This is a genomic window from Bradyrhizobium cedriense, from assembly GCF_054602315.1.
This window is the reverse complement of record NZ_JBTSWB010000003.1, coordinates 90,004-115,540: the sequence shown is the minus strand read 5'-3', so window position 1 is coordinate 115,540 and position 25,537 is coordinate 90,004. Positions and strand designations below refer to the sequence as shown.

Genomic DNA, 25,537 nt, shown 5'->3' with positions numbered 1-25,537 from the left:
TGTTCGGCAGAGTTTTTCCAGCATGACTCTTGCAAGGCCCAGCCTGGCGGAGATGATCCTGTGCAACGTTCCTGAACTTGAGACGACCTTGAAAGGCCCGAAGCCCATGAAACGCGTAACCCTGGCTCTCACTCTTGCTCTCACCGCCGGCCTCTCTGCCCAAGCCGCCGATGCGCAGACGCTCAAGACCGTCAAGGACCGGGGCATGCTGTCCTGCGGCGTCAGCCAGGGCTTGCCTGGCTTCTCCTCGCCGGACGACAAGGGCAACTGGACCGGCATCGACGTCGATGTCTGCCGCGCCATTGCGGGGGCGATCTTCAACGATCCGACCAAGGTCAAGTACGTGCCGCTGTCGGCCAAAGACCGCTTCACCGCACTGCAATCCGGCGAGATCGACGTGCTCTCGCGCAACACCACCTGGACCATCTCGCGGGATACCTCGCTCGGCGCCAACTTCACCGGCGTGACCTATTATGACGGGCAGGGCTTCATGGTGAAGAAGTCGCTCAAGGTGAATTCGGCGCTCGAGCTCAACAGCGCCTCGGTCTGCGTGCAGACCGGCACCACCACCGAGCAGAATCTCGCCGACTACTTCAAGGCCAACAACATGAAGTACGAGGTGATCGCGTTCGCCACCAACGACGAAACCGTCAAGGCCTACGAAGCCGGTCGCTGCGACGTCTTTACCACCGACCAATCGGGCCTGTACGCAAATCGCCTGAAGCTCGCCAATCCCAACGACCACATGGTGCTCCCCGAGATCATCTCCAAGGAACCGCTCGGCCCTATGGTGCGTCACGGCGACGACCAGTGGTTCGACATCGTGAAATGGACGTTGTTTGCGATGATCACCGCCGAAGAGCTCGGCGTAACCTCGAAGAACGTCGACGAGAAGGCGAAACTGGAAAACCCGGAGCTCAAGCGCGTGCTCGGCAGCGACGGCAATTTCGGCGAACAGCTCGGCCTGACCAAGGATTGGGTGGTGCGGATCGTGAAGACGGTCGGCAATTACGGCGAAGTGTTCGATCGCAACGTCGGCGCGGGCTCGCCGCTCGCCATCAATCGCGGTATCAACAATCTCTGGAACAAGGGCGGTCTGCAGTACGCGCCTCCGATCCGCTGATCCTCCCTGATCGGCTGGCGGCGGCATGAGCACCGAGGCCCGAAAACCGCCGCTCCAGATTGCGCTGAAGCTCCGGCGCATTCTGGGCGGAAAGGCAGGCTGGAACGGCGTTGCCGTCCAGTTTGCCTTCGCGGCGATCCTGGGCTGGATCGGCTATGAGATCGTCTCCAATGCTCGGGCCAACCTGGAAAACCAGCACATCGCGGCCGGCTTCGGCTTCCTCCGGAACAATGCCGGGTTCGACGTCAACCAGACCCTGATCCCTTATACCGGCTCGGACACGTTCCTGCGCGTGTTCGTCGTCGGGCTTCTGAACACGCTCGTGGTTTCGGTGGTGGGCATCGTCTTCGCCACCGTGATCGGTTTTGTCGTAGCGCTGTGCCGGCTGTCACCCAACTGGCTGTTGTCGCGTGTCGGCGAGATCTATGTCGAGGTGATCCGCAACCTGCCGCTCCTGTTCCAGATCCTGTTCTGGTACCTCGCGGTGCTCGCGGCCTTGCCCAATCCGCGGCAGAGCATTTCCGTGCTCGGCATCGCCTTCATCAGTAATCGCGGCCTCGTCGTTCCCAGCCCGGTCGGCGAGCGCGGCCTCGAGGCATTCCTGGCGATGCTGGCGCTCGGCATCGTGGCGTCTCTGGCCCTGCGGTTCCATGCGCGGCGCGCGCTATTCCAGGAAGGGCGCGTGATCCGGATCTGGCCCTATGTGCTGGGCCTACTGGTCGGGCTGCCAGTTGTCACCATGCTGGTGTTCGGGTTGCCCTTCACCTTCGAGCTGCCGCAGCTCAAGGGCTTCAACTTCGCAGGCGGCTCGCGCCTCATCCCGGAGTTCGTCGCGCTGACCTTGGCGCTGTCGACCTACACCGCCGCCTTCATCGCCGAGATCGTGCGCGCCGGCATCCTTTCGGTTCACAAGGGGCAGATGGAGGCGGGATCCTCACTGGGGCTCAGCCGCGGCGCCACGCTCCGCTTGATCGTCATACCGCAGGCCATGCGCGTCATCGTGCCGCCGCTGACCAACCAATATCTCAACCTCACCAAGAACTCGTCGCTGGCGGTCGCGATCGGCTATCCTGACCTTGTGTCGGTGTTTGCTGGCACGTCGCTGAGCCAGACCGGGCAGGCGATCGAGATCATCGCCATGACGATGGGCATCTACCTCCTGATCTCGCTGCTCACCAGCGCCGTCATGAGCGTCTATGGTTGGCGGGTCAGCCGGAGCCTCGGCGCATGACCGACGTCACCTCGAGCAGCTTCGTCCGCCGGGACCTGCTCGCCGAGCGTCCCGCGCCGGTCAAGACCACGGGCTTCTTCGGCCTCTTGCGCACGCGCCTGTTCAACTCGCCGACCAACATCCTGCTGACGATCCTGGGCGCCTTGCTGCTCTGGTTCACCATCGTTCCCTCCGTCAAGTTCCTGATGGTCGATGCGGTCTGGAGCGGTAAGGACCGCACTGCCTGCCTTGCCGAGAATGCCGGCTTTGCGGTCGGCGCCTGCTGGCCCTACATCCAGGCGAAACTTCCGCAGTTGATCTACGGCTTTTATCCCGAGGCGGAGCGCTGGCGGGTCGACCTCACGATGTTGCTCGCGGTCGTGCTGCTGCTGCCGCTGCTCGTTCCGCGGCTGCCGGCGAAGAGCCTGAATGCCGGCCTGTTCTTCGTCGCGTTTCCGGTGGTCGCATTCTTCCTGCTGCACGGCGGCGGCATCAAGGGCTTTGGCCTGAGCTGGACGGCCGGCCTGTTGCAGCTGTTCGACGAGAGCATCATTGGTGCCGGGCAGGCGCTGCTCGCCCTGAGCAAGACGTCCACCATGGCCCCGCTGCTGTGGGGCCTCGGAACCCTCATCGTGCTGGTCGGCACGGCGATCTCCTGGCTGATCTTTCCGCTGACCTGGCTGCGCGATTATGTCCAGGTGATGGGGCAGCCGGTCTGGGCTGATTTAGGCATCACGGCCGCGATCGTCAGCCTGAGCGCCCTCATGCTCGGTGGCGGTATTCGAACCGGCGGGCGGGCTCTGGCGTCCAGTATCGCCACCTTCATGGCCATCGCGATCGTGATCAAGCTGATGGGGCTCGACCGTGGGGGATTGCCGGTTGTGTCGACCAATCTATGGGGTGGCCTCCTGGTGACGCTGGTGGTCTCGGTCACGGGCATCGTCACCTCGCTGCCGATCGGCATCGCGCTGGCGCTCGGCCGCCGCTCCACCATTCCGCTGATCCGGATCTTCTCGATCGCCTTCATCGAGTTCTGGCGCGGCGTGCCGCTGATTACCGTGCTGTTCTTCGCCACCTACATGCTGCCCTTGTTCCTGCCCGGAAATTTCACCGTCGACGGTCTGGTGCGCGCGCTGATCGGCATCGCGTTGTTCACCGGCGCCTACCAGGCCGAGAACGTCCGCGGCGGGCTAGCTGCGATCCCGCGCGGGCAGAACGAGGCGGCGGCCGCCCTCGGACTGTCGTGGTGGAAGACGACCTCCCTGATCGTGCTGCCGCAGGCGCTGCGTCACGTCATTCCGAACCTCGTCAACAGCTTCATCTCGCTGTTCAAGGACACCTCGCTGGTCTCGATCGTGGCGCTGTTCGACCTCCTGGGCTCGCTTCGCGCCTCGTTCTCGGATCCGAAATGGTCGACGCCATCGACCGCTTTCACCGGGTTCGCCTTCGCCGGGATCATCTACTTCATCTTCTGCTTTGGAATGTCGCGCTACTCGCTGTTCGTCGAGCGCCGCCTCAACGCCCACCGCCGCAGCTGATCGAGCCCATCATGTCCGATCCCATCGTCAAGATTTCCGGCCTGAACAAATGGTACGGCGAGTTCCACGTCCTGCGTGACATCGACCTGGCGGTCGAGAAGGGAGAGCGCATCGTGATCTGCGGGCCGTCGGGCTCGGGAAAGTCGACCTTGATCCGCTGCATCAATGCGCTGGAGGAATTCCAGGAGGGCGAGATCGTCGTCGACGGCATCGAGCTCGGTCCCAATCTCAGGCACGTCGATGCCGTGCGGCGCGAGGTCGGCATGGTGTTCCAGAGCTTCAATCTGTTCCCGCACCTGACCGTGCTCGACAATTGCACGCTGGCGCCGATCTGGGTCCGCAACATCCCCAAGAAGGATGCCGAGGCGACCGCGATGAAATTCCTGGAGCGGGTCAAGATCCCGCACCAGGCCAACAAGTTTCCGGGGCAAATGTCCGGCGGCCAGCAGCAACGCGTTGCGATCGCCCGCGCCCTGACGATGAATCCGAAGGTAATGCTGTTTGATGAGCCGACCTCGGCGCTCGACCCCGAGATGGTCAAGGAGGTTCTCGACACCATGGTCGATCTCGCCGAGGAGGGCATGACCATGTTGGTCGTGACCCATGAGATGGGCTTTGCCCGCGAGGTCGCCAACCGCGTCGTGTTCATGGACGCGGGCCAGATCATCGAGGCCAACACTCCGAACGAGTTCTTCGCCAGTCCCCGGCATGCCCGTACGAAGCTGTTCCTGAGCCAGATTCTGCGCTGAGCCCCCCGCAATCCGGTGGTCGCGCCGGTCCGACCGACACGCAAGCCTGGCACCATCCGAATCGGCTCGTCTCCTTCGGACCATCCTCCGGAGAGAGATCTTGCAGAGCAGTGCCGGCGCGCGCGCATACCAGAACGCCCGACTGGAAAAGAAGCTGAAGAAGCAGGCGGACGCCGTCATGGCCTTCGCGATCGAGGCCCTCTGGCAGGGCAGACTTGCCGAGGCAGAGACAATCTGCCGCGAGATCTTGAAGGAGGTCCCGGATCATTTCCACGCCACGCACCTGCTCGGTCTGCGCGCGTTGGATGGCGGGCGGCTCGATGAAGCGGAATTCCTGCTTGAGCGGGCGGCCGCGCTCGATCCGCGTTCCCCCGATGCGCATGGCAATCTCGGGGCTGTATATTTCGCGCTCGAGAAGTTCAAGAACGCCCGCGCATGCCAGGAGAAGGCCATTGCGCTGAAGCCGGATTGTCCGATCACCCTGACAAATCTCGGCAATACGTTGCTGCATATCGGTCTGGGCGAAGAGGCGATCAGGTTGCATGAGCGCGCAATCAGGCTGCGGCCGGACTATGCCGACGCATTTTGCAACCGCGGCATGGCGGAATTGACGACCAGCCAGTTCGAGCGCGCCAAAGAGAGCTTCGATCGCGCCCTGACATTGCAGCCGTGTCACGCGGAAGCGATTGCCGGCAAGGGTATGATGAGCCTCGAGCTGCGGCATTTCGAGGAGGCGGCGGTCGCCTTCGACGCAGCGCTCGCCATCAAGCCGGGTTCGCCGCGGATTCTACTGCAGCGCGCGCGGCTCAATCTGAGTCGGTCCCGGCTGGAGCAGGCGGCGGCGGACCTCGATGCAGTGCTGGCGCAATCGCCTCGGCTCGAGCTCGCGCTGTGCTGGCGGGCGCAGATCGACATTCTCGTGGGGAATACGGCGCAAGCGATGGCGGGCGTCAAGACGCTGCTCGAGCTCAATCCACGATCGGAGATGGGATTGGCGCTTCTGGCTGCTTGCCATGTGAACCAGGGAGACATCGCGACGGCGCTGGCGCATCTCGACGCGGCACTGGAGATCGCGCCGGACTTTCCGGAGGCGATCGGATACAGGATTTTCGTGCTGGATTATCTGCCTGAGGCCGATTTCGTGGCGCAGCAGGCGGCACGAAAATACTGGTGGGATGCGATCGGCGCCAAGCTTTCGCGAAGGACACTGCCACCGCGCAAGCTCGATCCGGACAGGCAGATCGTCATCGGCTATGTCGCGTCCGAATTCAGGCGCCACTCGGCAGCGTATTCGCTGTTGCCGGTGCTGCGCCATCATGATCACGCCAGGTTCAAGATCGTCTGCTATTCCTGCTGGCCGTTGCAGGACGAGACGACCGAGAGATTCAAGCCTCTCGCGGACGTCTGGGTCGATGCCGCGCAGCTTTCGGACGACGAACTGGCCGACCGAGTTCAGGCCGATGAGATCGATATCCTGATCGATGTGTCCGGGCATACGACCGGCAGCAGGCTTCATGTCTTTGCCCGCAAGCCGGCGCCCATCCAGGTCACCGGGTTCGGGCATGCCACGGGGACCGGCCTGCGGACCATGGACTACGTGCTCGCGGATCCCATCTTCATTCCGCAAGCGGCGCGCCATTTGCTGGCCGAGAAGGTCTATGATCTGCCATGCCTGATCACGATCGATCCCATCCTCGATGTGCCAGCTTCGGAGCTTCCCATGCTCCGCAACGGCTATGTGACTTTCGGCGTGTTCAACCGCATCTTCAAGATCTCGGACGAGGCCATCCGGGTGTGGTCGAAGGTGATGCGCGCGGTGACAGGATCGAAGATCATCATCAAGAACGGATTGCTGGACGATCCCATGCTGCGCGATCTCCTGATTGCGAGGTTCGTGGAACATGGTATCGCTGAAGACAACGTCGTCTGCATGGGCTCGACCCCGCGCCATGAGCATCTGCGGGCCTTTGCGAAGGTCGATATTTCGCTGGATACCTTCCCGCAAAACGGCGGCATCAGCACCTGGGAATCGCTCTATGCCGGCGTGCCCGTCGTGGCCAAGCTCGGCAACGGTGCCTCATCGCGCGCCGGAGGATCGATCCTTTCAGCCGTCGGTCTGGAAGACTGGGTGGCCGAGGACGATGACGGCTACGCCGCGATCGCGTGCAAATATGCGGCGCAGCCGGTCCATCTGGCCAAGCTGCGTGCAGAACTGGCGGCCCAGATCGCAGCCTCGCCTGCCGGCAATGTCGAGAGCTACACGCGCGAGGTCGAGGCGGGGTATCGCCAGTTCTGGCGGGACTATTGTGCTGCCGCCCGGAAGGCGGGGACGTAGCGTAGCCTGATGCCAGATCTTGCCCTGAGCACCGGGAAATCACGGAGCCTTGCCGCTGGAGCGGTCTTGGCGACGAATCAGCTAGACTCTCCGTGCGGCCATCCTTCGGAGAGCAACCTTGCAGAGCAGCGGCGCCGGCGCGCGCGCGTTCCAGAACGCGCGATTGCAGAAGAAACTGATGAAGCAAGCGGACGCCATCATGTCCGCCGCGGCCGCCGCCTATGGCCAGGGCAGACATGCGGAGACGGAGGCGCTTTGCCGCGAGATCCTGAAGGCGCTCCCGGACCATTTCGATGCCACGCATTTGCTGGGCCTGTGCGCGCATGACGGCCACCGCCTGACGGAGGCGCAACAGCTGCTCGAGCACGCGATTGCGCTCGATCCACGTTCGCACGAAGCCCACAGCAACCTCGCGACCGTGTACTTCGACCTGAAAAAATTCGCGGATGCCCGCAGGTGCCAGGAGAGGGCCATCGCGCTGAAGCCGAATTTCCCGCTTGCGCTGACCAATCTCGGCAATACCTTGCTGCACATGAAGCTCGCCGAGCAGGCAATCGAACTGCACGATCGCGCCATCAAGCTCAAGCCCGACTATGCCGATGCGTTCTGCAATCGCGGCATGGCCGAACTGATGATGGGCCAGTTCGATCGCGCCAAGGAGAGCTTCGATCGCGCCCTGTTGTTTCAGCCGCGTCACGCCGAAGCGATCGCCGGCAAGGGGATGGTGAGCGTCGAGCTCCGGCACTTTGACGAAGCCGAAGCCGCGCTCGCGGCGGGACTGGCGATCAAACCCAATTCGGCGAGGATGCTGGCCCAGCGCGGACGGCTGAACTTCGATCTCTCGCGGCTGCCGCGGGCCGCCGCGGATTTCGATGCAGCGCTGGCGCAATCGCCTACGCTCGAGCTGGCGCTGCGCGGGAAGGCACAAGTCAACATTCTCCTGGGGAACACGGCGCAGGCGATTGCGGCCGTGAAGACCTTGCTCGAGGAAAATCCGCGTTCCGAAATCGGGATGGCGCTGCTGGCCTCGTGCTATGCGAGCCAGGGCGACATCACGACGGCGCTCGAGCATCTCGACGCGGCGCTGAAGCTCAGGCCGGACTATGCGGATGCGATCGAGCGGAAGATATTCCTGCTCGATTATCTTTCCGAGGCCGATTTCGCGGTCCAGCAGGCCGCGCGAAAATCATGGTGGGACGCGATCGGCGCCACGCTGCCGCAAAGAACCTTGGCACCCAGGGAGCTCGATCCCGACAGGCGGATCGTGGTCGGCTACGTCGCGTCCGAATTCAGGAACCATTCGGCCGCGCTCACGCTGTTGCCGGTACTTCGCCATCATGATCACGCCAGGTTCGAGATCATCTGCTATTCCTGCTGGCCCTTGCCGGATGAGATGACGGCCAAGTTCAAGCCCTTGGCGGATGTCTGGGTCGACGCGGGGCAGCTCTCGGACGACGAGCTGGCCGACCGCATCCTGGCCGACAAGGTCGACGTCCTGATCGATGTGTCCGGGCACACGACCGGCAACAGGCTGCATGTTTTCGCCAGGAAGCCCGCGCCCATCCAGGTCACGGGTTTCGGACACGCCACGGGGACCGGCCTGCGGACCATGGACTACGTGCTCGCGGACCCGGTCTTCATTCCGCGATCGGCGCGCCATCTGCTGGCCGAGAAGGTCCATGATCTGCCGTGCCTGATCACGATTGAGCCCGTGCTGGATATCCCACCGTCAGAGCTGCCCATGGTCCGCAATGGCCATGTGACCTTCGGCGTGTTCAACCGCATCTACAAGATCTCGGACGAGGCCATCCGGGTGTGGTCGAGCGTGATGCGCGAGGTGGCCGGATCGAAGATCATCATCAAGCACGGACTGCTTGACGATCCGTTGCTGCGTGACAGCCTGGTCGCCCGGTTCGTGGCGCATGGCATCGCCGCAGAGAATATCACCTGCATGGGCTCGACCTCGCGCCACGAACATCTGCTCGCGTTTGCGAAGGTCGATATCTCGCTCGATACGTTTCCGCAGAATGGCGGCGTCAGCACCTGGGAATCGCTCTATGCCGGCGTCCCCGTCGTCGCCAAGCTCGGCAATGGGGCCTCGTCGCGCGCCGGCGGCTCGATCGTGGCTGCGGTAGGGCTTGAGGACTGGGTCGCGGAGGACGACGAGGGCTATGTCGGGATCGCGTGCAAATATGCGGCGCAGCCCGACCATCTGGCGAAGCTGCGCGCGGAGCTGCCGGCTCGGATCGCAGCCTCGCCTGCAGGCAATGTGGAGATTTACACGCGCAGGGTCGAGGCGGGGTATCGCCATTTCTGGCGCGACTATTGTGCCGCGGCCGCGGAACGCGGCGACGTGGCGTAGGCGCCCAGGACCGGAAAGCCCCGGGGGCGATGCCGGTCCGGTGACCGGCCGGCCCGGCCTGCGAATCAGCTAGACTCTCTCCAGGCGATACTCCGGAGAAAATCCTTTGCAGAGCAGCGGCGCCGGCGCGCGCGCATTTCAGTACGCGCGATTGCAGAAGAAATTGAAGAAGCAGGCGGACGCGGTCATCTCCGCTGCTGCGAATGCCTATGGCCAGGGCCGATATGCGGAGACCGATGCGCTCTGCCGTCAGATCCTGCAGGCCATTCCCGATCATTTCGATGCGACGCACCTGCTCGGCTTGTGCGCGCAAAACGGCCGTCGCCTCGAGGAGGCCCTGCGGCTGCTCGAACGCGCGATTGCGCTCGATCCTCGTTCGCACGAGGCCTATAGCCATCTCGGAGCCGTGCATTTCGATCTCAGGAACCTCGAGGATGCGCGTCGGTGCCACGAGAAGGCCATCGCGCTGAAGCCGAATTCTCCCCTCGCGCTAACCAATCTCGGCAATACGCTGCTTCACTTGGATCTCCCAGAGCAGGCGATCCAACAGTACGAGCGGGCGATCAAGCTGAAGCCGGACTTGGCCGATGCGCTCTGCAATCGCGGCCTGGCGGAGTTGGCGCTGCGACAGTTTGATCGCGCCAAACAAAGTTTCGAGCGCGCGCTCGTGTTTCAGCCGCGTCACGCGGAAGCGCTCGTCGGCAAAGGCGTGGTCTGTATCGACCTCAAGCAGTACGATGAGGCGGAAGCCGCGCTCGCAGCGGCGCTCGCGATCCGGCCGGGCTCGGCGAAGACCCTGGCGCACCGCGGCCGGCTGCATTTCGAGCTGTCGCGACTGGAGCAGGCGGCTGGGGACTTCGATGCAGCGCTCGCGCTTTCGCCCAGGCTCGAGGTTGCGTTGCAGGGCAAGGCGCAGGTCAGCATCCAGTTGGGGAACACGGCCGAGGCGATTGCGGCCGTCAAGATCCTGCTAGCCGAAAATCCACGCTCCCCGATCGCGATGACGCTGCTGAGCGCCTGTTTCGCAAACCAGGGCGAGATCGCATCCACCATCGAGCATCTCGATGCCGCGCTGGCGATCGCGCCGGACAATGCGGACCTGATCGCGCGCAAGATTTTCTTCCTGGACTTTCTCTCCGACGCCGATTTCGCGGTCCAGCAGGCCGCGCGAAAATCATGGTGGGACGCGATCGGCGCCAAGTTGCCGCGACGGACGCAGGTGCCCCGGCAGTTCGATCCTGACAGGCGGATCGTGGTCGGATATGTCGCGGCCGAGTTCTGGTACCACTCGGCGGCGTTCGCCCTGTTACCGGTGCTGCGCCATCACGATCACGCCAAATTCGAGATCATCTGCTATTCGTGCTCGCCGCGACGAGATGAGATGACCGCCGAATTCAACTCCTATGCGGATGTCTGGGTCGATGCCTGGCAGCTTTCGGACGATGAACTGGCCGACCGTATCCAGGCCGACAAGGTCGACATCCTGATCGACGTATCAGGGCATTCGTCCGGCAACAGGCTACCTGTCTTCGCCCGCAAGCCGGCGCCCATTCAGGTCACGGGTTTCGGGCACGCCACGGGGACCGGCCTTCAGACCATGGATTACGTGCTCGCGGATCCGGTCTTCATTCCGCAATCGGCGCGCCATTTGCTGGCCGAGAAGGTCTATGACCTACCATGCCTGATCACGATCGATCCCATCATGGACATCCCGCCTTCGGAGCTTCCCATGCTCCGCAACGGCTACGTGACCTTCGGCGTGTTCAACCGCATCTACAAGATCTCGGACGAGGCCATCCGGGTGTGGTCGAAGGTGATGCGCGCGGTGCCCGGATCGAAGATCATCATCAAGCATACTCTGCTTGACGACCCCTTGCTGCGCGACAGCCTGGTCGCGCGGTTCGTGGCACAGGGGATCGCCGAGGAAAACGTCGCCTGCATGGGCTCGACTCCGCGCCAGGAGCATCTGCGCGCCTTCGCGAATGTCGACGTGTCGCTCGATACGTTCCCGCAAAACGGCGGCGTCAGCACCTGGGAATCGCTCTATGCCGGCGTTCCCGTCGTCGCCAAGCTCGGCAACGGCGCCTCGTCGCGCGCCGGCGGCTCGATCATGGCTGCCGTCGGTCTCGAGGACTGGGTCGCCGAGGATGACGAAGGCTATGCCGCGATCGCGTGCAAATTTGCGGCGCAGCCCGCCCATATGGCGAAGCTGCGCGCGGAACTGCCGGCTCGGATCGCAGCTTCGCCTGCGGGCAATGTCGAGATCTACGCGCGCAGGGTCGAGGAGGCGTATCGCCAGTTCTGGCGCGACCATTGTGCCGCGGCTTCGAAGGAGAGCGAGGGCGCGTGATCCTGCCCGCCGGGGGACAAAAGCTGCGAATTGCCGGGACCCGCTTAGCCCTCCGGAAACCATGGGTTGGCGCGCGACGGCCAGCTTCACGGCTTCGAAAGCTGTCTCTGCGCAGATGGCACCAAAAAGGTGCCCAATGCTCGACCTCGTGTTCGGTCTCAATACCCGCCTGGGACGCTTGCAGTTCTTCCTCGCCAGCATCGTGCTTGCCGTGGTGATGACCGCGATCTGCTTCGGGGTCGCGATGTCCGTGCTGCATGACGTCGGGGCGGCCAAGGTTCGTCCAGCGGATCTCCTGAAGAGCTGGGGGATGATCGCAGCAATCGTGTTCTTCGCGCTGGCGACCGTCACGCTCTACTCGATGCGCTTTCGGGACATCGGGTGGGACCCGGTTTGCGTGGTCCCGGCCTGGATCGCACTCATGATCGTCGACTACGCCGCCGCGACCAGGTTTCCCGCCTACGCGATCGGCCAGGACCATACCGGCACGATCCTCGGCGGGATCGCCAATCTCGTGCTGACGCTGGCGCTGTTGTTCTGGCCGAGCGGCGACCGCCACGCCTAAAGCGCGATGCGATGGATCGTCATCGCGCTTCGGGTTGTTGTTTGATCATCTCGGAAAGAGGCTGTGCACTTTTCCGGATCATGCTTTAGAGCTGCCGTTGCAAGCTAAACGAACGGCGGCTTGATGTTGCTGCGCTTCTCCAGCCATTCCGGCACAGGAAGATTCTTGGCGCGCATGAAGTCCGCGTTGAACAGCTTCGACTGATAGCGGCTGCCGGAATCGCAGAGCACGGTGACGATCGTCTTTCCGGGCCCGAGCTGCTTGGCAAGACGCATGGCGCCGACGACATTGACGCCGGTCGAGCCGCCCAGGCACAGGCCCTCGTGCTGGAGCAGCTCGTAGATCGCGCTGACGGCTTCGACGTCGGGAATGAGAAATGCGTCGTCGACCTTGGCTGTCTCGACGATCGCAGTCGCCCGGTTGAGGCCGATGCCCTCGGTGATCGAGCCGCCCGGCGTCGCCTTGGCTTCACCGGTCCTGAAATATTCGTACATGCCGGCGCCATGCGGATCGGCGCAAGCGATACGAACGTTGCTGTTCTTCTCCTTCAGGTAACGGCTGACGCCGGCCAGCGTGCCGCCGCTGCCGACCGAGCAGACGAAGCCGTCGACCTTGCCGCCAGTCTGCTCCCAGATCTCGGGCCCGGTGGATTCGTAGTGCGCCTTGGCGTTGTCGAGGTTGTTCCACTGGTCGGCGAACAGCACGCCATTGGGCTCGGTCTTGCGCAGCTCGTCGGCGAGCCGGCGGCCGACATGCTGGTAGTTGTTGGGATTGGCATAGGGCAGGGCCGGCACCTCGATCAGCTCGGCGCCGCACAGCTTCAGGAAGTCCTTCTTTTCCTGGCTCTGCGTTTCCGGGATCACGATCAGGGTACGATAGCCGCGTGCGCTCGCCACCACCGCAAGCCCGATGCCGGTATTGCCGGCGGTCGCCTCCACCACGAGACCGCCAGGCTTGAGCTCGCCGCGCTTCTCCGCCTCGAGGATCATCCATTTGCCGGCGCGGTCCTTGACCGACTGCCCCGGATTCATGAACTCGGCCTTGCCGAGAATGGTGCATCCGGTCAGCTCCGAGGCGCGCTTCAGCTGGATCAGCGGGGTTTTGCCGATGGCTTCGACAACGTCGATTCGAATGGTCATGTCGGGGGAAATCACTACAAAGGGGTTGATCAGGTTTGGCCAGAACCTAGTGCTTGGGAAGCCAAAGGGGAAGGCTTTTGCGCCGCGGCGAGCCGGACCGAAACACCCGACCAAACAGTGATATGCGGGGTACGCGAGACCGGCGATAATGCGCCTGGCCTCGAGGCGGGACATCGGTAGGAGAAAACGACCGAACTCCGTCAGGGCACGAAACGATAACGCTGGTGATCAGCGGTCTTGCGATCGATTTTTGCTACCGGCCGGACGGGGCGAGATCGAGCAGCGTGGACGGCGTGTAGAACGCCGACGACATATCGACAGGATGGGACGACCTCATTGTCGGCAAATGACGGCGTTGTGAGATGGCTAGAGGGCGCGACTGTGCTGAAGCCGCAGACTGCGCTCGGATTGAAGGGTTCAACAGCCGGTGTGGCAGCAATATCACATGAAATCTTGGTAAGCTTGATCGCATTTCGAGATGTTTCGTAATGCAAGAACTCTCTGCGAGACAGGCACATTTTACATTCCCGTCAATTCGCTGCCGGCTTGTCGGCAAAGGTATCTCGCAACTGCGGCACTGTCCCGCCGTTCCGCGCCGGGCTAGTATGAGTCTTAAGGTTCCGCAGAAAGCACCACCGCCGTGAACGTGTCGTCCAAAGCCTCCCGAACGTCCCGCCGCGAATGGGTTAATCCGGCTGTGCGGCGGCTCGATCCCCGGCGGGGGCTGATGTGACACAGGAAGTTCCTTCGATCGCCGCGCGGCGGTCTGTCGGTCCTGCATCCCAGGCGTTGCGTGCGACGCGATGGATTGCGGTGTTGTGCCTCGCCGCCGGTTCGGGTGCCTGCGTGCTGACCCAGGACCTTCCCGATCCCGCGCTCGACGTTCCCACGCAGTACAAGTATGCGGGCAAGGGCGATGCGCCGCCGTCGCTGGATTGGTGGCGCGGCTTCCGCTCGGCGGAGCTGACGCAGCTGATGGAGGAGGCGCAGACCGTCAACCTCGACATCGCCGCCGCTGTCGCGCGCATCGTCCAGGCCGACGCCCAGGCGCGCCAGGCGGGCGCGGCGCTGCTGCCGAGCGTGTCGACTGCGGGATCGGAAACCTATTCGCGGACCTCCGGCTCGAGCGCCTCGGGCCTGTCCATCGGCGGTCGCGAGGTGGTCAACTATTCGGCCTCGCTGAGTGCGAGCTATCAGCTCGACTTCTGGGGCCAGAACCGCGACGCGCTGCAGACGGCGGAGGAAACCGCGAACGCCAATCGTTTCGATCGCGATACGGTCGCGCTGACGACGCTCGCGGCCGTCGCCAACGCCTATTTCCAGGTGCTGGCTTCGCAGGACCGCATCAGGACCTCACAGCGCAACATCGCGAGCGCGCAGCGCATTCTCGATGCGGTCAGGGAGCGCCGCAGGGCCGGCACCGGCACCGATCTCGATGTCGCCCAGCAGGAGAGCGTGCTTGCGAACCAGAAGGCCCTGGTGCCGCCGCTGCGCCAGACGCTCGACCAGAACGTCAACGCGCTCGCCGTGCTGGTGTCGCGGCCGCCTGAGAGCGTGCGGGTGCTCGGCGGCTCGCTGGACCGGATCGCGAGCCCGCGCGTGACGCCCGGTCTGCCATCGGAGCTGCTGACGCAGCGACCGGACATCCGCCGCCAGGAGGCGCAGCTCGCCTCCGCCACCGCGAACATCGGCAATGCCCGCGCGCAGTTCTTTCCGACGATCCAGCTCACCGGCAATGGCGGTTATCAGAGCTCGGCACTGGTCTCGCTGTTCCAGCCGCACGCGGCCTTCTTCCAGCTCGTCGGCAGCGCCACGCAGCCGATCTTCGACGGGGGCAGGATTCTCGGCAATTTCGAGTTCGCCAAGGCGCGGCAGGACGAGCTGCTGCAAACCTACCGCAAGACGATCGTCCAGGCCTTTGCCGACGTCGACAATGCGCTGTTCTCGATCAAGCAGACCACGATCAGGCTGCAATTGCAGCGCGACGTCGTTGCCGCCTCGCGCCGCGCCTTCGATCTGTCGGAGCAGCAATTGCGGGCCGGCACCGCCGACATCGTGACCGTGCTCAACACCCAACTGACCCTGTTCCAGGCGGAAGACGCGCTGTGGCAGGCCCAACTCGCGCGGCTTCTCGCCATCGTCAGCCTGTACCAGGCGCTAGGCGGCGGCTGGGAGCCGAGGATGGAGAAACCGGTCAATGCTCTTTAAGCCGGATACGAAGCAGGGCGTAGAGGAGGGGACGGCGAAAAAATCGCGCGGCGGCGGCTTCGTCATGACCTTGGTCACGCTCGCCATTCTCGGCGGGCTGGGTTATCTCGGCTGGACTGCCACCCATCAGCAACAGGCCAACAACCGCAACCAGCGGCCGGACCTGCCGGTGCCCGTCCTGGCGGCGAGCCCGCGCATCCAGGACGTGCCGGTTTATCTCGACGGCGTTGGGGCGATCCGCGCGCTCAACACCGTGACCGTGCGCTCGCAGGTCGACGGCAAGCTGATCGCCGTCAATTTCACCGAGGGCCAGGACGTCAAGAAGGGCGATGTGCTCGGCGAGATCGATCCGGCGATCTACCAAGCGCAGTACGACCAGGCCGTGGCCAAGAAGGCGCAGGACCAGGCCCAGCTTGCAAACCAGCGCATCGATCTCGCCCGTTATGAGCAGCTCGCCGCATCCAATGCCGGCTCCAAGCAGCAGGCCGACACCCAGCGCGCGCTGGTGGCGCAGACCGAAGCGCTGGTGAAAGCCGACCAGGCCGCGATCGACAACGCGGCGGCAACGCTGAGCTACACCAAGATCGTGGCGCCGATCTCGGGCCGCGCCGGCCTGCGCCAGGTCGACCAGGGCAACATCATCCACGCTTCCGACACCACGGGTCTCGTGGTGATCACGCAATTGCAGCCGATCGCGGTGTGGTTCAGCCTGCCGCAGCAGCAGATCATGCGTGTCAACGCGGCGGCCGCGAAGGGTCCGCTTGCGGTCGACGTGTTCGGCAATGACGGCATCACCGTGATCGACACCGGCAAGCTCACCGGCATCGACAACCAGGTCGACCAGACCACCGGCACGCTCAAGCTCAAGGCAGAATTCCCGAACGCCAATTACCAGCTCTGGCCAGGTCAGTTCGTCAACGTCCGCCTCAGGGTCGAGACCTTGACGCAAGCGCTGGTGGTGCCGACTTCGGCGGTGCAGCGCGGCCCGCTCGGGACCTTCAGCTACGTCATCGGCGAGGACAACACCGTCTCGGCCAAGCCCGTGACGGTGACCCAGCAGAACGAGCATGACGCAGTGATCGCCAGCGGCCTGTCGGCGAGCGACAAGGTCGTCACCACTGGCTTTGCCAACCTGTCCGACGGCTCCAAGGTGATCGTCGGCCGCGACGACCAGGCCCCGTCGGCCGATCTCGCCCCGCGCAAACGCTCGCGCGGGCCGGACGCTCAGAAGAAGGATGGCGCCAAAGACGGCCAAAAGGACGGACAAGGCAAGGACGGCGAGTTCCGCGCCAAGCGGAAGAGCAGCGAGGGCGACCAGAAGGGACAGACCGGGCCGGCACCGGGACCTGGAGCACCGGGACCTGGAGCCAAGCAGCCATGATTCCGACAACAGCCGCCTGAGCGGCAGGCAAACCCATGGGTGTCTCCGAACCGTTCATCCGCCGGCCCATCGCGACCTCGCTGCTCGGCATCGCGCTGCTGATCGGCGGCCTGCTCGGCTATTTCGCGCTGCCGGTCTCGGCGCTGCCGCAGGTCGATTTCCCGACCGTGCAGGTGACGACGCAGCTTCCGGGCGCCAGCCCCGACGTCATCGCCTCGCTGATCACCGCGCCGCTGGAGCGGCAGCTCGGCCAGATCCCGTCGCTGTCGGCGATGAACTCGACCAGCTCGTTCGGTGTCAGCCAGATCTCGCTCCAGTTCGATCTCAACCGCGATATCGACGGTGCGACCCAGGACGTACAGGCCGCGATCAATGCCGCGGCCGGCGTGCTGCCCAAGACGCTGCCTTACCCTCCGATCTACGCCAAGGTGAACCCGGCGGATGCGCCGGTCATGACGCTGGCGCTGCGCTCCGACACGATCTCGCTGCGGGTCATGAGCGACATCGCCGACACCATTCTGGCGCAACGCTTGAGCCAGATTTCCGGCGTCGGACGCGTCTCGGTGTTGGGCGGACTAAAGCCCGCCGTGCGCATCCAGGCCGATCTGGCGCGCCTTGCGGCCTACGGCATCGCCATGGAGGATTTGCGCACCGCGATTGCCAACGCGAATGTCTCGGGGCCGAAGGGCTCGCTCGACGGCGCGCAGCAATCCTACGTCATCGCCGCCAACGACCAGATCGCCGCCGCCGACGCCTACAAGCCCGTCATCATCGCCTATCGTAACGGCTCGCCCGTCACCATCGGCGACGTGGCCCAGATCGTCGACGGCCTCGAGAACGACCGCACCGGCGGCTGGTACCAGGGCACGCCGGCCGTCATCATCGACATCCAGCGCCAGCCCGGCGCCAACGTCATCGACGTTGTCAGCCAGATCCGCGCCGAAATCCCCAAGGTGCAGCGCGCGATCCCGGCCGGCGTGAACCTCACCATCGTCTCCGACCGCACCGTCACCATCCGCGCATCGGTGCGCGACGTGCAGTTCACGCTGGTGCTTGCCGTCGTGCTGGTGACGCTGGTGGTGCTGCTGTTCCTGCGCTCGCTGCGCGCCACGCTGATTGCCGGCGTTGCGCTGCCGCTCTCGCTGATCACGAGCTTCGGCATCATGTATTTCGCCGGGTTCAGCCTCGACAATCTCTCGCTGATGGCGCTCACGATCGGCACCGGCTTCGTCGTCGACGACGCCATCGTCATGATCGAGAACATCGTCCGCCACATGGAGAACGGCGACAGCGCGATGGACGCATCGCTGAAGGGCGCCAGCGAGATCGGCTTCACCGTGATCTCGCTGACGGTGTCGCTGATCGCGGTGTTCATTCCGCTCTTGTTCATGTCGGGCCTCGTCGGGCGCATGTTCCGCGAATTCGCGCTGACCTTGACGATCGCGGTCGTGACGTCGGCGGTGGTCTCGCTGACGCTGACGCCGATGATGTGCTCGCGCCTGCTCAAGCACGCCCATGAGGAGCTGGCAGTGCCGGGATTGGCCGCGATCAGCCGCTTCATCGATCGCACGGTCGAGGCCTATCACAGATCGCTTTTGTGGGTCCTGGAACGCCAGCGCGCCACACTGGTCGTGACCTTCGCCACGCTGGTTGCGACCCTGGTCCTCTATGTCGTCGCACCGAAGGGCTTCCTGCCGCTGCAGGACACCGCCTCGATCACGGCGGTGACGGAGGCCGGTCCCGACGTGTCGTTTACGGAAATGAAGAGACGACAGGCCGAGGCGGCCGACGCCATCAGGGCCGACCCCGATGTCGTCGGGGTGGTCTCGGTGATCGGTGCGGGCTCGGTCAATCCGACCACCAATGTCGGCCGGCTCGTCATGAGCTTGAAGCCGCGCGGCGAGCGGCGTGACGATATCACGGGCGTCGTGGCCCGGCTGAAGGAGCGGGTATCAGGCATCCCCGGCATGACCGTCTATTTCCAGCCGGTGCAGGACGTGCAGATATCGACCCAGTCGAGCCGCTCGCAATACCAGTACACGCTGACCGGCACCGATGCGACGCTGGTCTCGGAATGGGCGCGCAAGCTGGTCGCGGAGATGCGGCGCGACCCCTTGTTCCGGGACGTCTCCTCCGAGGCGCAGGAGGGCGGCCTGCGCGCGCAGCTCGATGTCGACCGCACCCGCGCCGGCCAGCTCGGCGTCAGCCTCCAGGCCATCACCGATACGCTGAACGACGCTTTCGCCCAGCGACAGATCTCGACCATTTACGGGCAGGCCAACCAGTACCGCGTGGTGCTGGAGGCGCTGCCGATGTACCAGCGCGATCCATCGATCCTGTCAAAGCTCTATCTGCCCGGCGCCGCCAGCACCACCGTCGGCGCGCCCAACGCCCAGGTGCCGCTGTCGGCCGTCGCGACGCTGAAGCGGACCACGGCGCCGCTCGCGATCTCGCACCAGGCGCAGTTCCCGTCCGTCTCGCTCAGCTTCAACCTCGCGCCGGGCGCGGCACTCGGCGATGCCGTCGAGGCGGTCAAGACCATCGAGACCCGCATTGGCATGCCCAACAGCATCGTCGGCGTCTACGCCGGCGATGCCGCAGAATTCGCCAAGGCGCTCGCCGGTCAGCCATGGTTGCTGCTCGCCGCCGTCATCACGATCTACATCGTGCTGGGTGTGCTCTATGAGAGCTATATCCATCCGATCACGATCCTCTCGACGCTGCCCTCGGCCGGCGTCGGGGCGATCCTGGCGCTGATGCTGTGCGGTCAGGATCTCTCGGTGATTGGACTGATCGGCATCATCCTGCTGATGGGCATCGTCAAGAAGAACGCGATCATGATGATCGACTTCGCGCTGGACGCCGAGCGCGGGCGGGGGATGTCGCCGAACGAGGCGATCGTGCAGGCATGCCTGTTGCGCTTCCGGCCCATCATGATGACGACGCTGGCGGCGTTGTTCGGCGCGCTGCCGCTTGCGATCGAGAGCGGCACCGGCGCCGAGCTGCGCTTTCCGCTCGGCATCTCGATCATCGGCGGCCTGCTGCTGAGCCAGTTGCTGACGCTCTACACCACGCCCGTGATCTACCTCGCGCTTGACCGCATCAACCGCCGCTTCGAGCAGGCGCTGCCGCCGGCCGAGTCCGGCGGGCCGCCGGTCGCCGGCGCGACCGAGGGCATGCAGTGATGCCATCGATCTCGGAGCCCTTCATCCGCCGGCCGGTTGCGACCACGCTGCTGTCGATCGGGTTGTTCCTGCTGGGTGTCGTCGCCTACCATTTCCTTCCCGTCGCCTCGGTCCCGAACGTCGATTTCCCCGCCATCTTCGTCTCCGCCAGCCGGCCCGGCGCCGATCCGTCCGTGATGGCGGCCACGGTGGCCTCGCCACTGGAGCGGCGGTTGGGTGAGATCGCCGGCATCAACCAGATCACCTCGACCTCGACCCTCGGTACGACCAGCATCCAGCTCCAGTTCGACATCGGCCGCAACATCGACAAGGCCGCGCGCGACGTGCAGGCGGCGATCAACGCCGCGATGGTCGACTTGCCGAGCGACCTGCCGACGCTGCCGCGCTTCCGGAAGGCGAATACGGCCGGCGCGCCCGTTTTCGTGCTGGCGCTGACCTCGAAGACGCTGTCGGCAAGCGCGATCTACGACGTCGCCGACACCGTGCTGGCGCAGCGCATCTCGCAGGTTCCTGGGGTCGGTGACGTCACCGTGTCCGGCGCCGACCAGCCGGCCGTGCGGGTGCAGCTCAACCCCGTCGCGCTGTCGAATGCCGGTATCGCCACCGACGACGTTCGGACCGCCATCATCAACGCCAACCCGCTCGGTCCCGTCGGCATTTTCGAAGGCGAGCGTCAGGGCGAGACGCTGGCGCTCAATCGGCAGATGCGCACGGCGAAAGAGTTCCGCGACATCGTCATCAAGAGCTCCAATGGGAATTTCGTGCGGCTCTCCGACGTCGCCGACATCGAGGATTCCGTCCGCAACACGCGCTCGATCGCCTGGTTCAACAAGCAGCCGGCGGTGCTGATCCAGATCACCAAGCAGGGTGATGCGAACGTCATCGACACCGTCGACAGGGTCAAGGCGCTGATCCCCGCGCTGAAGCAGTGGATCCCGGCCGGAGTCGAGATATCCACCCTGGTCGATCGCACCGGCACGATCCGCGCCAGCGTGCTGGACATGCAGTGGACCCTGCTGGCGACCGCGTTCCTGGTGATGGCCGTGGTGTTCTTGTTTCTGCGGCGGCTGACCCCGACGATCGCGGCCGGCATCTCGGTGCCACTGGCGCTGGCCGGTACCTGCGCCGGCATGTGGGTCGCGGGCTTCTCGATCGACAATCTGTCGCTGATGGCGCTGGCGATCTCCGTCGGCTTCGTGGTCGACGACGCCATCGTCATGATCGAGAACATGTATCGCAACCTCGAGCACGGCATGCGGCCGTTCCGGGCGGCGCAGGAAGGCGCGAAGCAGATCGGCTTCACGGTGGTTTCGATCAGCCTGTCGCTGATCGCCGCCTTCACCCCGCTGATCTTCATGGACGGCATCGTCGGCCGTCTGCTGCGCGAATTCTCGCTGACGCTGACCTTCGCCATCCTGGTCTCGACGCTGGTGTCGCTGACGGTGACGCCGATGATCTGCGCTCACTACATCCGGCAGACCACGTCGGGCACCGCGACCCTGTTCGACCGCATCGTCGAAGGCTCGCTGACGCGCCTCGTCGCCTTCTACGCCCGCACCTTGCGTACGGTGCTGGAATTTCCGCTGCTGACGCTGCTGGTGTTTTTTGCCACGATCGCGCTCACGGTGACGCTCTACATCAAGGTTCCCAAAGGCTATTTCCCGACCGACGATTCCGGTTTCATCATCGGCGCGACGCGCGCCTCGGCCGACATCTCGTTCCAGTCGATGCTCAGCCTCCAACAGCGGCTCGCCGACATCGTGATGCAGGATCCCGCCGTTGCCGGGATCGGATCGACCGTCGGCAGCGGAGGCGGGCCGGGGGCGGCGACATCGAATCGCGGCACCATGTTCATCAGCCTGAAGCCGCCGGAGGAGCGCGACCACGTCTCGACGCAGGTGGTGATCGACCGCCTCAGGCGCGCGTTGTATCCCGTCCCCGGCATTCGCCTGTTCATGTTCGCCGCGCAGGACGTGCGGGCCGGGGGACGGCAGAGCGATTCCGACTACCAGTACACGCTCTCCAGCACCGATCTCGGCCTGCTGCAGAAGTGGGCTCCGATCGTGGCCAAACGCATGGAGAGCGTGGAGGGCATTACCGACATTTCCAGCGATCGCGACCCCGGCGGGCTTCAGCTCACGCTTTCCATCGACCGTCAGAAAGCCTCGGCGCTCGGGGTCAGGGTTCAGGACATCGACAACGCGCTCAACAATGCATTCGCGCAGCGGCAGATCTCGATCATCTATACCCAGCGCAACCAGTACATGGTGGTCCTGGAGATCGACCCGAAATTCCAGGTCGATCCCTCCAACCTCGACCGCATCTTTGTCGCCGGCGCAGGCGACGCCCAGGTGCCGCTGTCGGCAGTGGTGCACGCGACGCGCGGGCTCGCCGCGCTGGCGGTCTATCACTCGCAGTCGTTCCCCTCGACGACCGTGTCCTTCAACCTGTTGCCCGACGTAGCGCTGCAGGCCGCGACGCAGAACATCCAGCGCGCGGTCGAGGAGTTGCACATGCCCGAGGGCATCCGCGGCAGCTTCGAGGGCAATGCCGGCGACTTCGCCAGGACCAGCGGCCGCCAGCCGCTCCTGATCCTAGGCGCGCTGGTCGCGATGTATATCGTGCTGGGGGTGCTCTACGAGAGCCTTGCCCATCCACTCACCATCATCTCGACGCTGCCCTCGGCCGGGCTCGGCGCGCTGCTCGCCTTGCAGCTCACCAACACGCCGCTGACGGTGATCGCCTTCGTCGGAATCATCCTGTTGATCGGCATCGTCAAGAAGAACGGCATCATGATGGTGGATTTCGCCCTCGACGCCGAACGCCAGCGCGGCCTGTCCTCGGCAGAAGCGATCTTCGAGGCCTGCCAGGCGCGCTTCCGTCCGATCCTGATGACGACCTTGGCGGCGCTGTTCGCCGGCATTCCGCTTGTGGTCGCGACCGGCCCCGGCACGGAGCTGCGCCGCCCGCTCGGCATCACTATCATCGGCGGCCTGTTCGTCTCGCAGATCCTGACGCTCTACACCACGCCCGTGATCTACCTCTTGATCGACCGCCTGCGGCGGCGGTCCGAGCCGCGTCCGCTGGCGGCACCGGCGGAATAGGTTGTTGAAGCGCCGCGCGAAGCGTATAGCGCGCCCATGACGAGCCCAACAGGTACGGCCGCGGCCGATCCCATCCCCGAATGCCCGCACTGCCAGAAGCCGATGCCGCTCTGCATCTGCGACAGCGTCACGCCGATCGAAAACCGGCTGTCGCTCCTGATCCTCCAGCATCCGCAGGAGCAGGACAGGGCGCTCGGCACCGCGCGGCTGCTTGCGAGGCATTTCGCCGATGCCACAGTGCGGGTCGGTCTGTCCTGGCCGAGCCTGTCCAAGGCGCTGGGGCGGCCGGTCGAGAACGCCTCGCACTGGGCCGTGCTCTACCTCGGCTCGGCGCGCGCAGCCGATCTCGAGGCCGAAGGCGAGATCGTCGCGCTCAACCGCAAGGGTGAGGTCGCGGAGAACCAGCGCGCGATCCTCGGCAAGCTCGAAGGCGTGGTGCTGCTCGACGGGACCTGGAGCCAGGCCAAGGCGCTGTGGTGGCGCAATCCCTGGATGCTGAAATGCCAGCGCGTGATCCTCAACCCCGCGCACCCCTCGCGCTACGGGCGTCTGCGCAAGGAGCCGCGCAAGGACGGGCTCTCCACCATCGAGGCCGCGGCGACGATTCTCGCCGGGCTCGAGCGACGCCCCGATATCGCCGAGACGCTGAACGCCAGTTTTGAACGGCTACTGACGCGCTATCGGGAGGTTCAGGCGGAGACGCCGGAACTGGCTCCCAAGCCTACCCCAAAGGGCCGGCGCGACTTCCGGCGTCGTAAGCGCGCCTGACACCGGCCCACTTCATCCGTCTGGTCGATAAACTAGCGATGGATCGGCCCGCTCTGGATCACGTTGACGCTGGCCGCAACGACCGCAAGGGTAGGCACGGTCTGTGCGGCAACCGTTCAAGGAAATCGCCGCGGCGGGAACGGCAGGGGAGATTCTGGCCCGTAACCTCGGCGGCGCAAAGGGATAGGCGGCCCGTCGGGGTTGCCTAAATCCTTCATCCCCTATATTGCTCCGCCCTTACGGGGCCACGTGGCGGAGTGGTTACGCAACGGTCTGCAAAACCGTGTACACCAGTTCAATTCTGGTCGTGGCCTCCATTCCAAGTATCTGATTTTTCATCAAAAATGCAAATTCGCCGGGGTTCTGCGGAACGCGTGGCGGAAGCGTGTCGGACCGCGCCCACCGGGTTCACCCGGGGCTTGGCGGAGCCCAGCGATTCAGGCTCGATGGCATGGTCTTCGCATCTGCGAAGCGGTGCATTCCCGTCAACCGAGCGCTGGAGCAGACGTGGGCGAAATCGTCCGATTTGTCCCGAAATCCGAGCTGGACCGGGCTCGTCTCATACGTGAGGCGCGCGCGATCTATGACAGCATCTTTCCGCCGGCTGCGCCCGAGCGGGCGCCGCAGGATGGCGAGGACCGCGTCAAGAATTGATCGTTGTGCGCCCGGCCGCGGTGCCTGGCGATCCGACGCGGGCGCATCCGTTCACGGTGCAGCCCGCCTCAGCAGGCCGCGTACCAATCGTCGGGAAAGGGCAGTAGGGGCCAGGCGCCCTCGTTGTCGTTCGCAGCCGTCGGCGTTGCCTTGGGCGCCGCCTCGAAACTCCACGAGCGGGACACGAACTTCTCCTCCGCCACCGACGCGAAGTCTTCAACGATCATGGCGTTTCGGACCGTATCCAGCAGCAAGTTGAATTCGACTTCGCTCATCACACCCTCGCAGAACGCGGATGGCGCAATGTCGCAAAGGCCGCTTGTTTCCGGATTGACCCGATCGTTCGCATTTTAGCGATCCGGCGATTGGGACCGGATTGGTTAACGATTCCTGAAAGTCGAGCGAGGTCCTGCGTGCCGCGACGGCGGGGCGGGTGTGAAAGAGATCACGGTCGCAGCGGCCTGTTTCTCCTACCCCTGCGCGCACCGGCCGATGCAGGCCGGGGCAGGGCAGGACGGGAGACTTGGTCATGAAGGCGAGGTTCTTGCGGTTTGCGGGCGTGAAAAGCCGGGCGCGCGGCGCCTCGACGGTCGGACTATTCCTGACGCTGTTTGCCTCCGTCGCCGAGGCGCAGGGGACAGCCGAACAGCGCCGTGCGTGCACCCCTGACGTCTACCGGCTGTGCGCCGGCGAGATTCCCAACGTTCGTGCCATCACCGCGTGCCTGCGGCGCAACCGGTCGAGCCTCAGCGAGGCTTGCCGTTCCGTGTTCGACCAAGCCGGCGGCTGATTTGCCCGCCCTGTGGATTTGTGCGCAGCAAGTACCTCGCAAGGGCTCGCGAATCCGCCATGCCTGGCCTGTGGAT

At 64.6% G+C, this 25,537-nt stretch carries 17 protein-coding genes and 1 tRNA gene; 16 read left to right on the top strand and 2 right to left on the bottom strand.

The genetic code is table 11. The features are described from left to right. Positions 1-106: 106 nt before the first annotated feature. The 8 genes from ACYCVF_RS12100 (at position 107) to ACYCVF_RS12065 (ending at position 12,232) form a co-directional block, all read left to right on the top strand. Positions 107-1,123 carry an amino acid ABC transporter substrate-binding protein gene (locus tag ACYCVF_RS12100; RefSeq protein ID WP_061027306.1) on the top strand — a complete coding sequence of 339 codons (1,017 nt, stop codon included), beginning with the start codon at positions 107-109 and terminating at the stop codon, positions 1,121-1,123. Between the two features lie 25 nt (positions 1,124-1,148). After that, positions 1,149-2,354, top strand: a complete 1,206-nt coding sequence (locus ACYCVF_RS12095; RefSeq protein WP_459595747.1) for an amino acid ABC transporter permease — start codon at positions 1,149-1,151, stop codon at positions 2,352-2,354. Next, a complete protein-coding gene (locus ACYCVF_RS12090) occupies positions 2,351-3,871 on the top strand; it encodes an amino acid ABC transporter permease (protein WP_459595746.1) in 1,521 nt (506 codons plus the stop codon). Before ACYCVF_RS12095 ends, ACYCVF_RS12090 begins: the two co-directional genes overlap by 4 nt. Positions 3,872-3,882: 11 nt before the next feature. Then, a complete protein-coding gene (locus ACYCVF_RS12085) occupies positions 3,883-4,620 on the top strand; it encodes an amino acid ABC transporter ATP-binding protein (protein ID WP_459595745.1) in 738 nt (245 codons plus the stop codon). Between the two features lie 100 nt (positions 4,621-4,720). Beyond that, on the top strand, positions 4,721-6,955 hold the full coding sequence (locus tag ACYCVF_RS12080; protein ID WP_459595744.1) for an O-linked N-acetylglucosamine transferase family protein: 2,235 nt from the start codon (positions 4,721-4,723) through the stop codon (positions 6,953-6,955). A 118-nt stretch (positions 6,956-7,073) separates the two neighbouring features. After that, a complete protein-coding gene (locus ACYCVF_RS12075) occupies positions 7,074-9,317 on the top strand; it encodes an O-linked N-acetylglucosamine transferase, SPINDLY family protein (RefSeq protein WP_459595743.1) in 2,244 nt (747 codons plus the stop codon). A gap of 106 nt (positions 9,318-9,423) precedes the next feature. Then, a complete protein-coding gene (locus ACYCVF_RS12070) occupies positions 9,424-11,667 on the top strand; it encodes an O-linked N-acetylglucosamine transferase, SPINDLY family protein (protein WP_459595742.1) in 2,244 nt (747 codons plus the stop codon). 136 nt (positions 11,668-11,803) lie between these two features. Beyond that, a complete protein-coding gene (locus ACYCVF_RS12065; protein WP_459595741.1) occupies positions 11,804-12,232 on the top strand; it encodes a DUF805 domain-containing protein in 429 nt (142 codons plus the stop codon). Positions 12,233-12,336: 104 nt separating this feature from the next. On the opposite strand, the gene ACYCVF_RS12060 is transcribed toward ACYCVF_RS12065, so the two are convergent. After that, on the bottom strand, positions 12,337-13,371 hold the full coding sequence (locus ACYCVF_RS12060) for a cysteine synthase A (protein ID WP_459595740.1): 1,035 nt from the start codon (positions 13,369-13,371) through the stop codon (positions 12,337-12,339). A 750-nt stretch (positions 13,372-14,121) separates the two neighbouring features. Between ACYCVF_RS12060 and ACYCVF_RS12055 the strand changes: the two genes are divergently transcribed. From ACYCVF_RS12055 to ACYCVF_RS12025, 7 genes are all read left to right on the top strand, one after another. Next, positions 14,122-15,579, top strand: a complete 1,458-nt coding sequence (locus ACYCVF_RS12055) for an efflux transporter outer membrane subunit (protein WP_459596454.1) — start codon at positions 14,122-14,124, stop codon at positions 15,577-15,579. After that, positions 15,569-16,960, top strand: a complete 1,392-nt coding sequence (locus ACYCVF_RS12050; RefSeq protein WP_459595739.1) for an efflux RND transporter periplasmic adaptor subunit — start codon at positions 15,569-15,571, stop codon at positions 16,958-16,960. The genes ACYCVF_RS12055 and ACYCVF_RS12050 overlap by 11 nt, the downstream gene beginning before the upstream one ends. A 35-nt stretch (positions 16,961-16,995) precedes the next feature. Further along, a complete protein-coding gene (locus tag ACYCVF_RS12045) occupies positions 16,996-20,145 on the top strand; it encodes an efflux RND transporter permease subunit (RefSeq protein ID WP_459595738.1) in 3,150 nt (1,049 codons plus the stop codon). Then, positions 20,145-23,249, top strand: coding sequence for an efflux RND transporter permease subunit (locus ACYCVF_RS12040; protein WP_459595737.1), 3,105 nt, complete (start codon positions 20,145-20,147; stop codon positions 23,247-23,249). Before ACYCVF_RS12045 ends, ACYCVF_RS12040 begins: the two co-directional genes overlap by 1 nt. Positions 23,250-23,285: 36 nt before the next feature. After that, positions 23,286-24,017, top strand: coding sequence for a tRNA-uridine aminocarboxypropyltransferase (locus ACYCVF_RS12035; RefSeq protein WP_459595736.1), 732 nt, complete (start codon positions 23,286-23,288; stop codon positions 24,015-24,017). 243 nt (positions 24,018-24,260) lie between these two features. After that, positions 24,261-24,334 (top strand) — tRNA-Cys (locus ACYCVF_RS12030). Between the two features lie 190 nt (positions 24,335-24,524). Next, positions 24,525-24,671 (top strand): hypothetical protein, encoded by a 147-nt coding sequence (locus tag ACYCVF_RS12025; protein ID WP_459595735.1) that lies wholly within the window; start codon positions 24,525-24,527, stop codon positions 24,669-24,671. Between the two features lie 68 nt (positions 24,672-24,739). Here ACYCVF_RS12025 and ACYCVF_RS12020 read toward each other — a convergent pair whose 3' ends face one another. After that, a complete protein-coding gene (locus tag ACYCVF_RS12020) occupies positions 24,740-24,946 on the bottom strand; it encodes a hypothetical protein (RefSeq protein ID WP_459595734.1) in 207 nt (68 codons plus the stop codon). A gap of 254 nt (positions 24,947-25,200) precedes the next feature. On the opposite strand from ACYCVF_RS12020, the gene ACYCVF_RS12015 reads away from it, so the two are divergent. Next, positions 25,201-25,461: a hypothetical protein gene (locus tag ACYCVF_RS12015; protein WP_459595733.1), complete on the top strand. Its 261-nt coding sequence runs from the start codon at positions 25,201-25,203 to the stop codon at positions 25,459-25,461. Positions 25,462-25,537 lie beyond the last annotated feature (76 nt).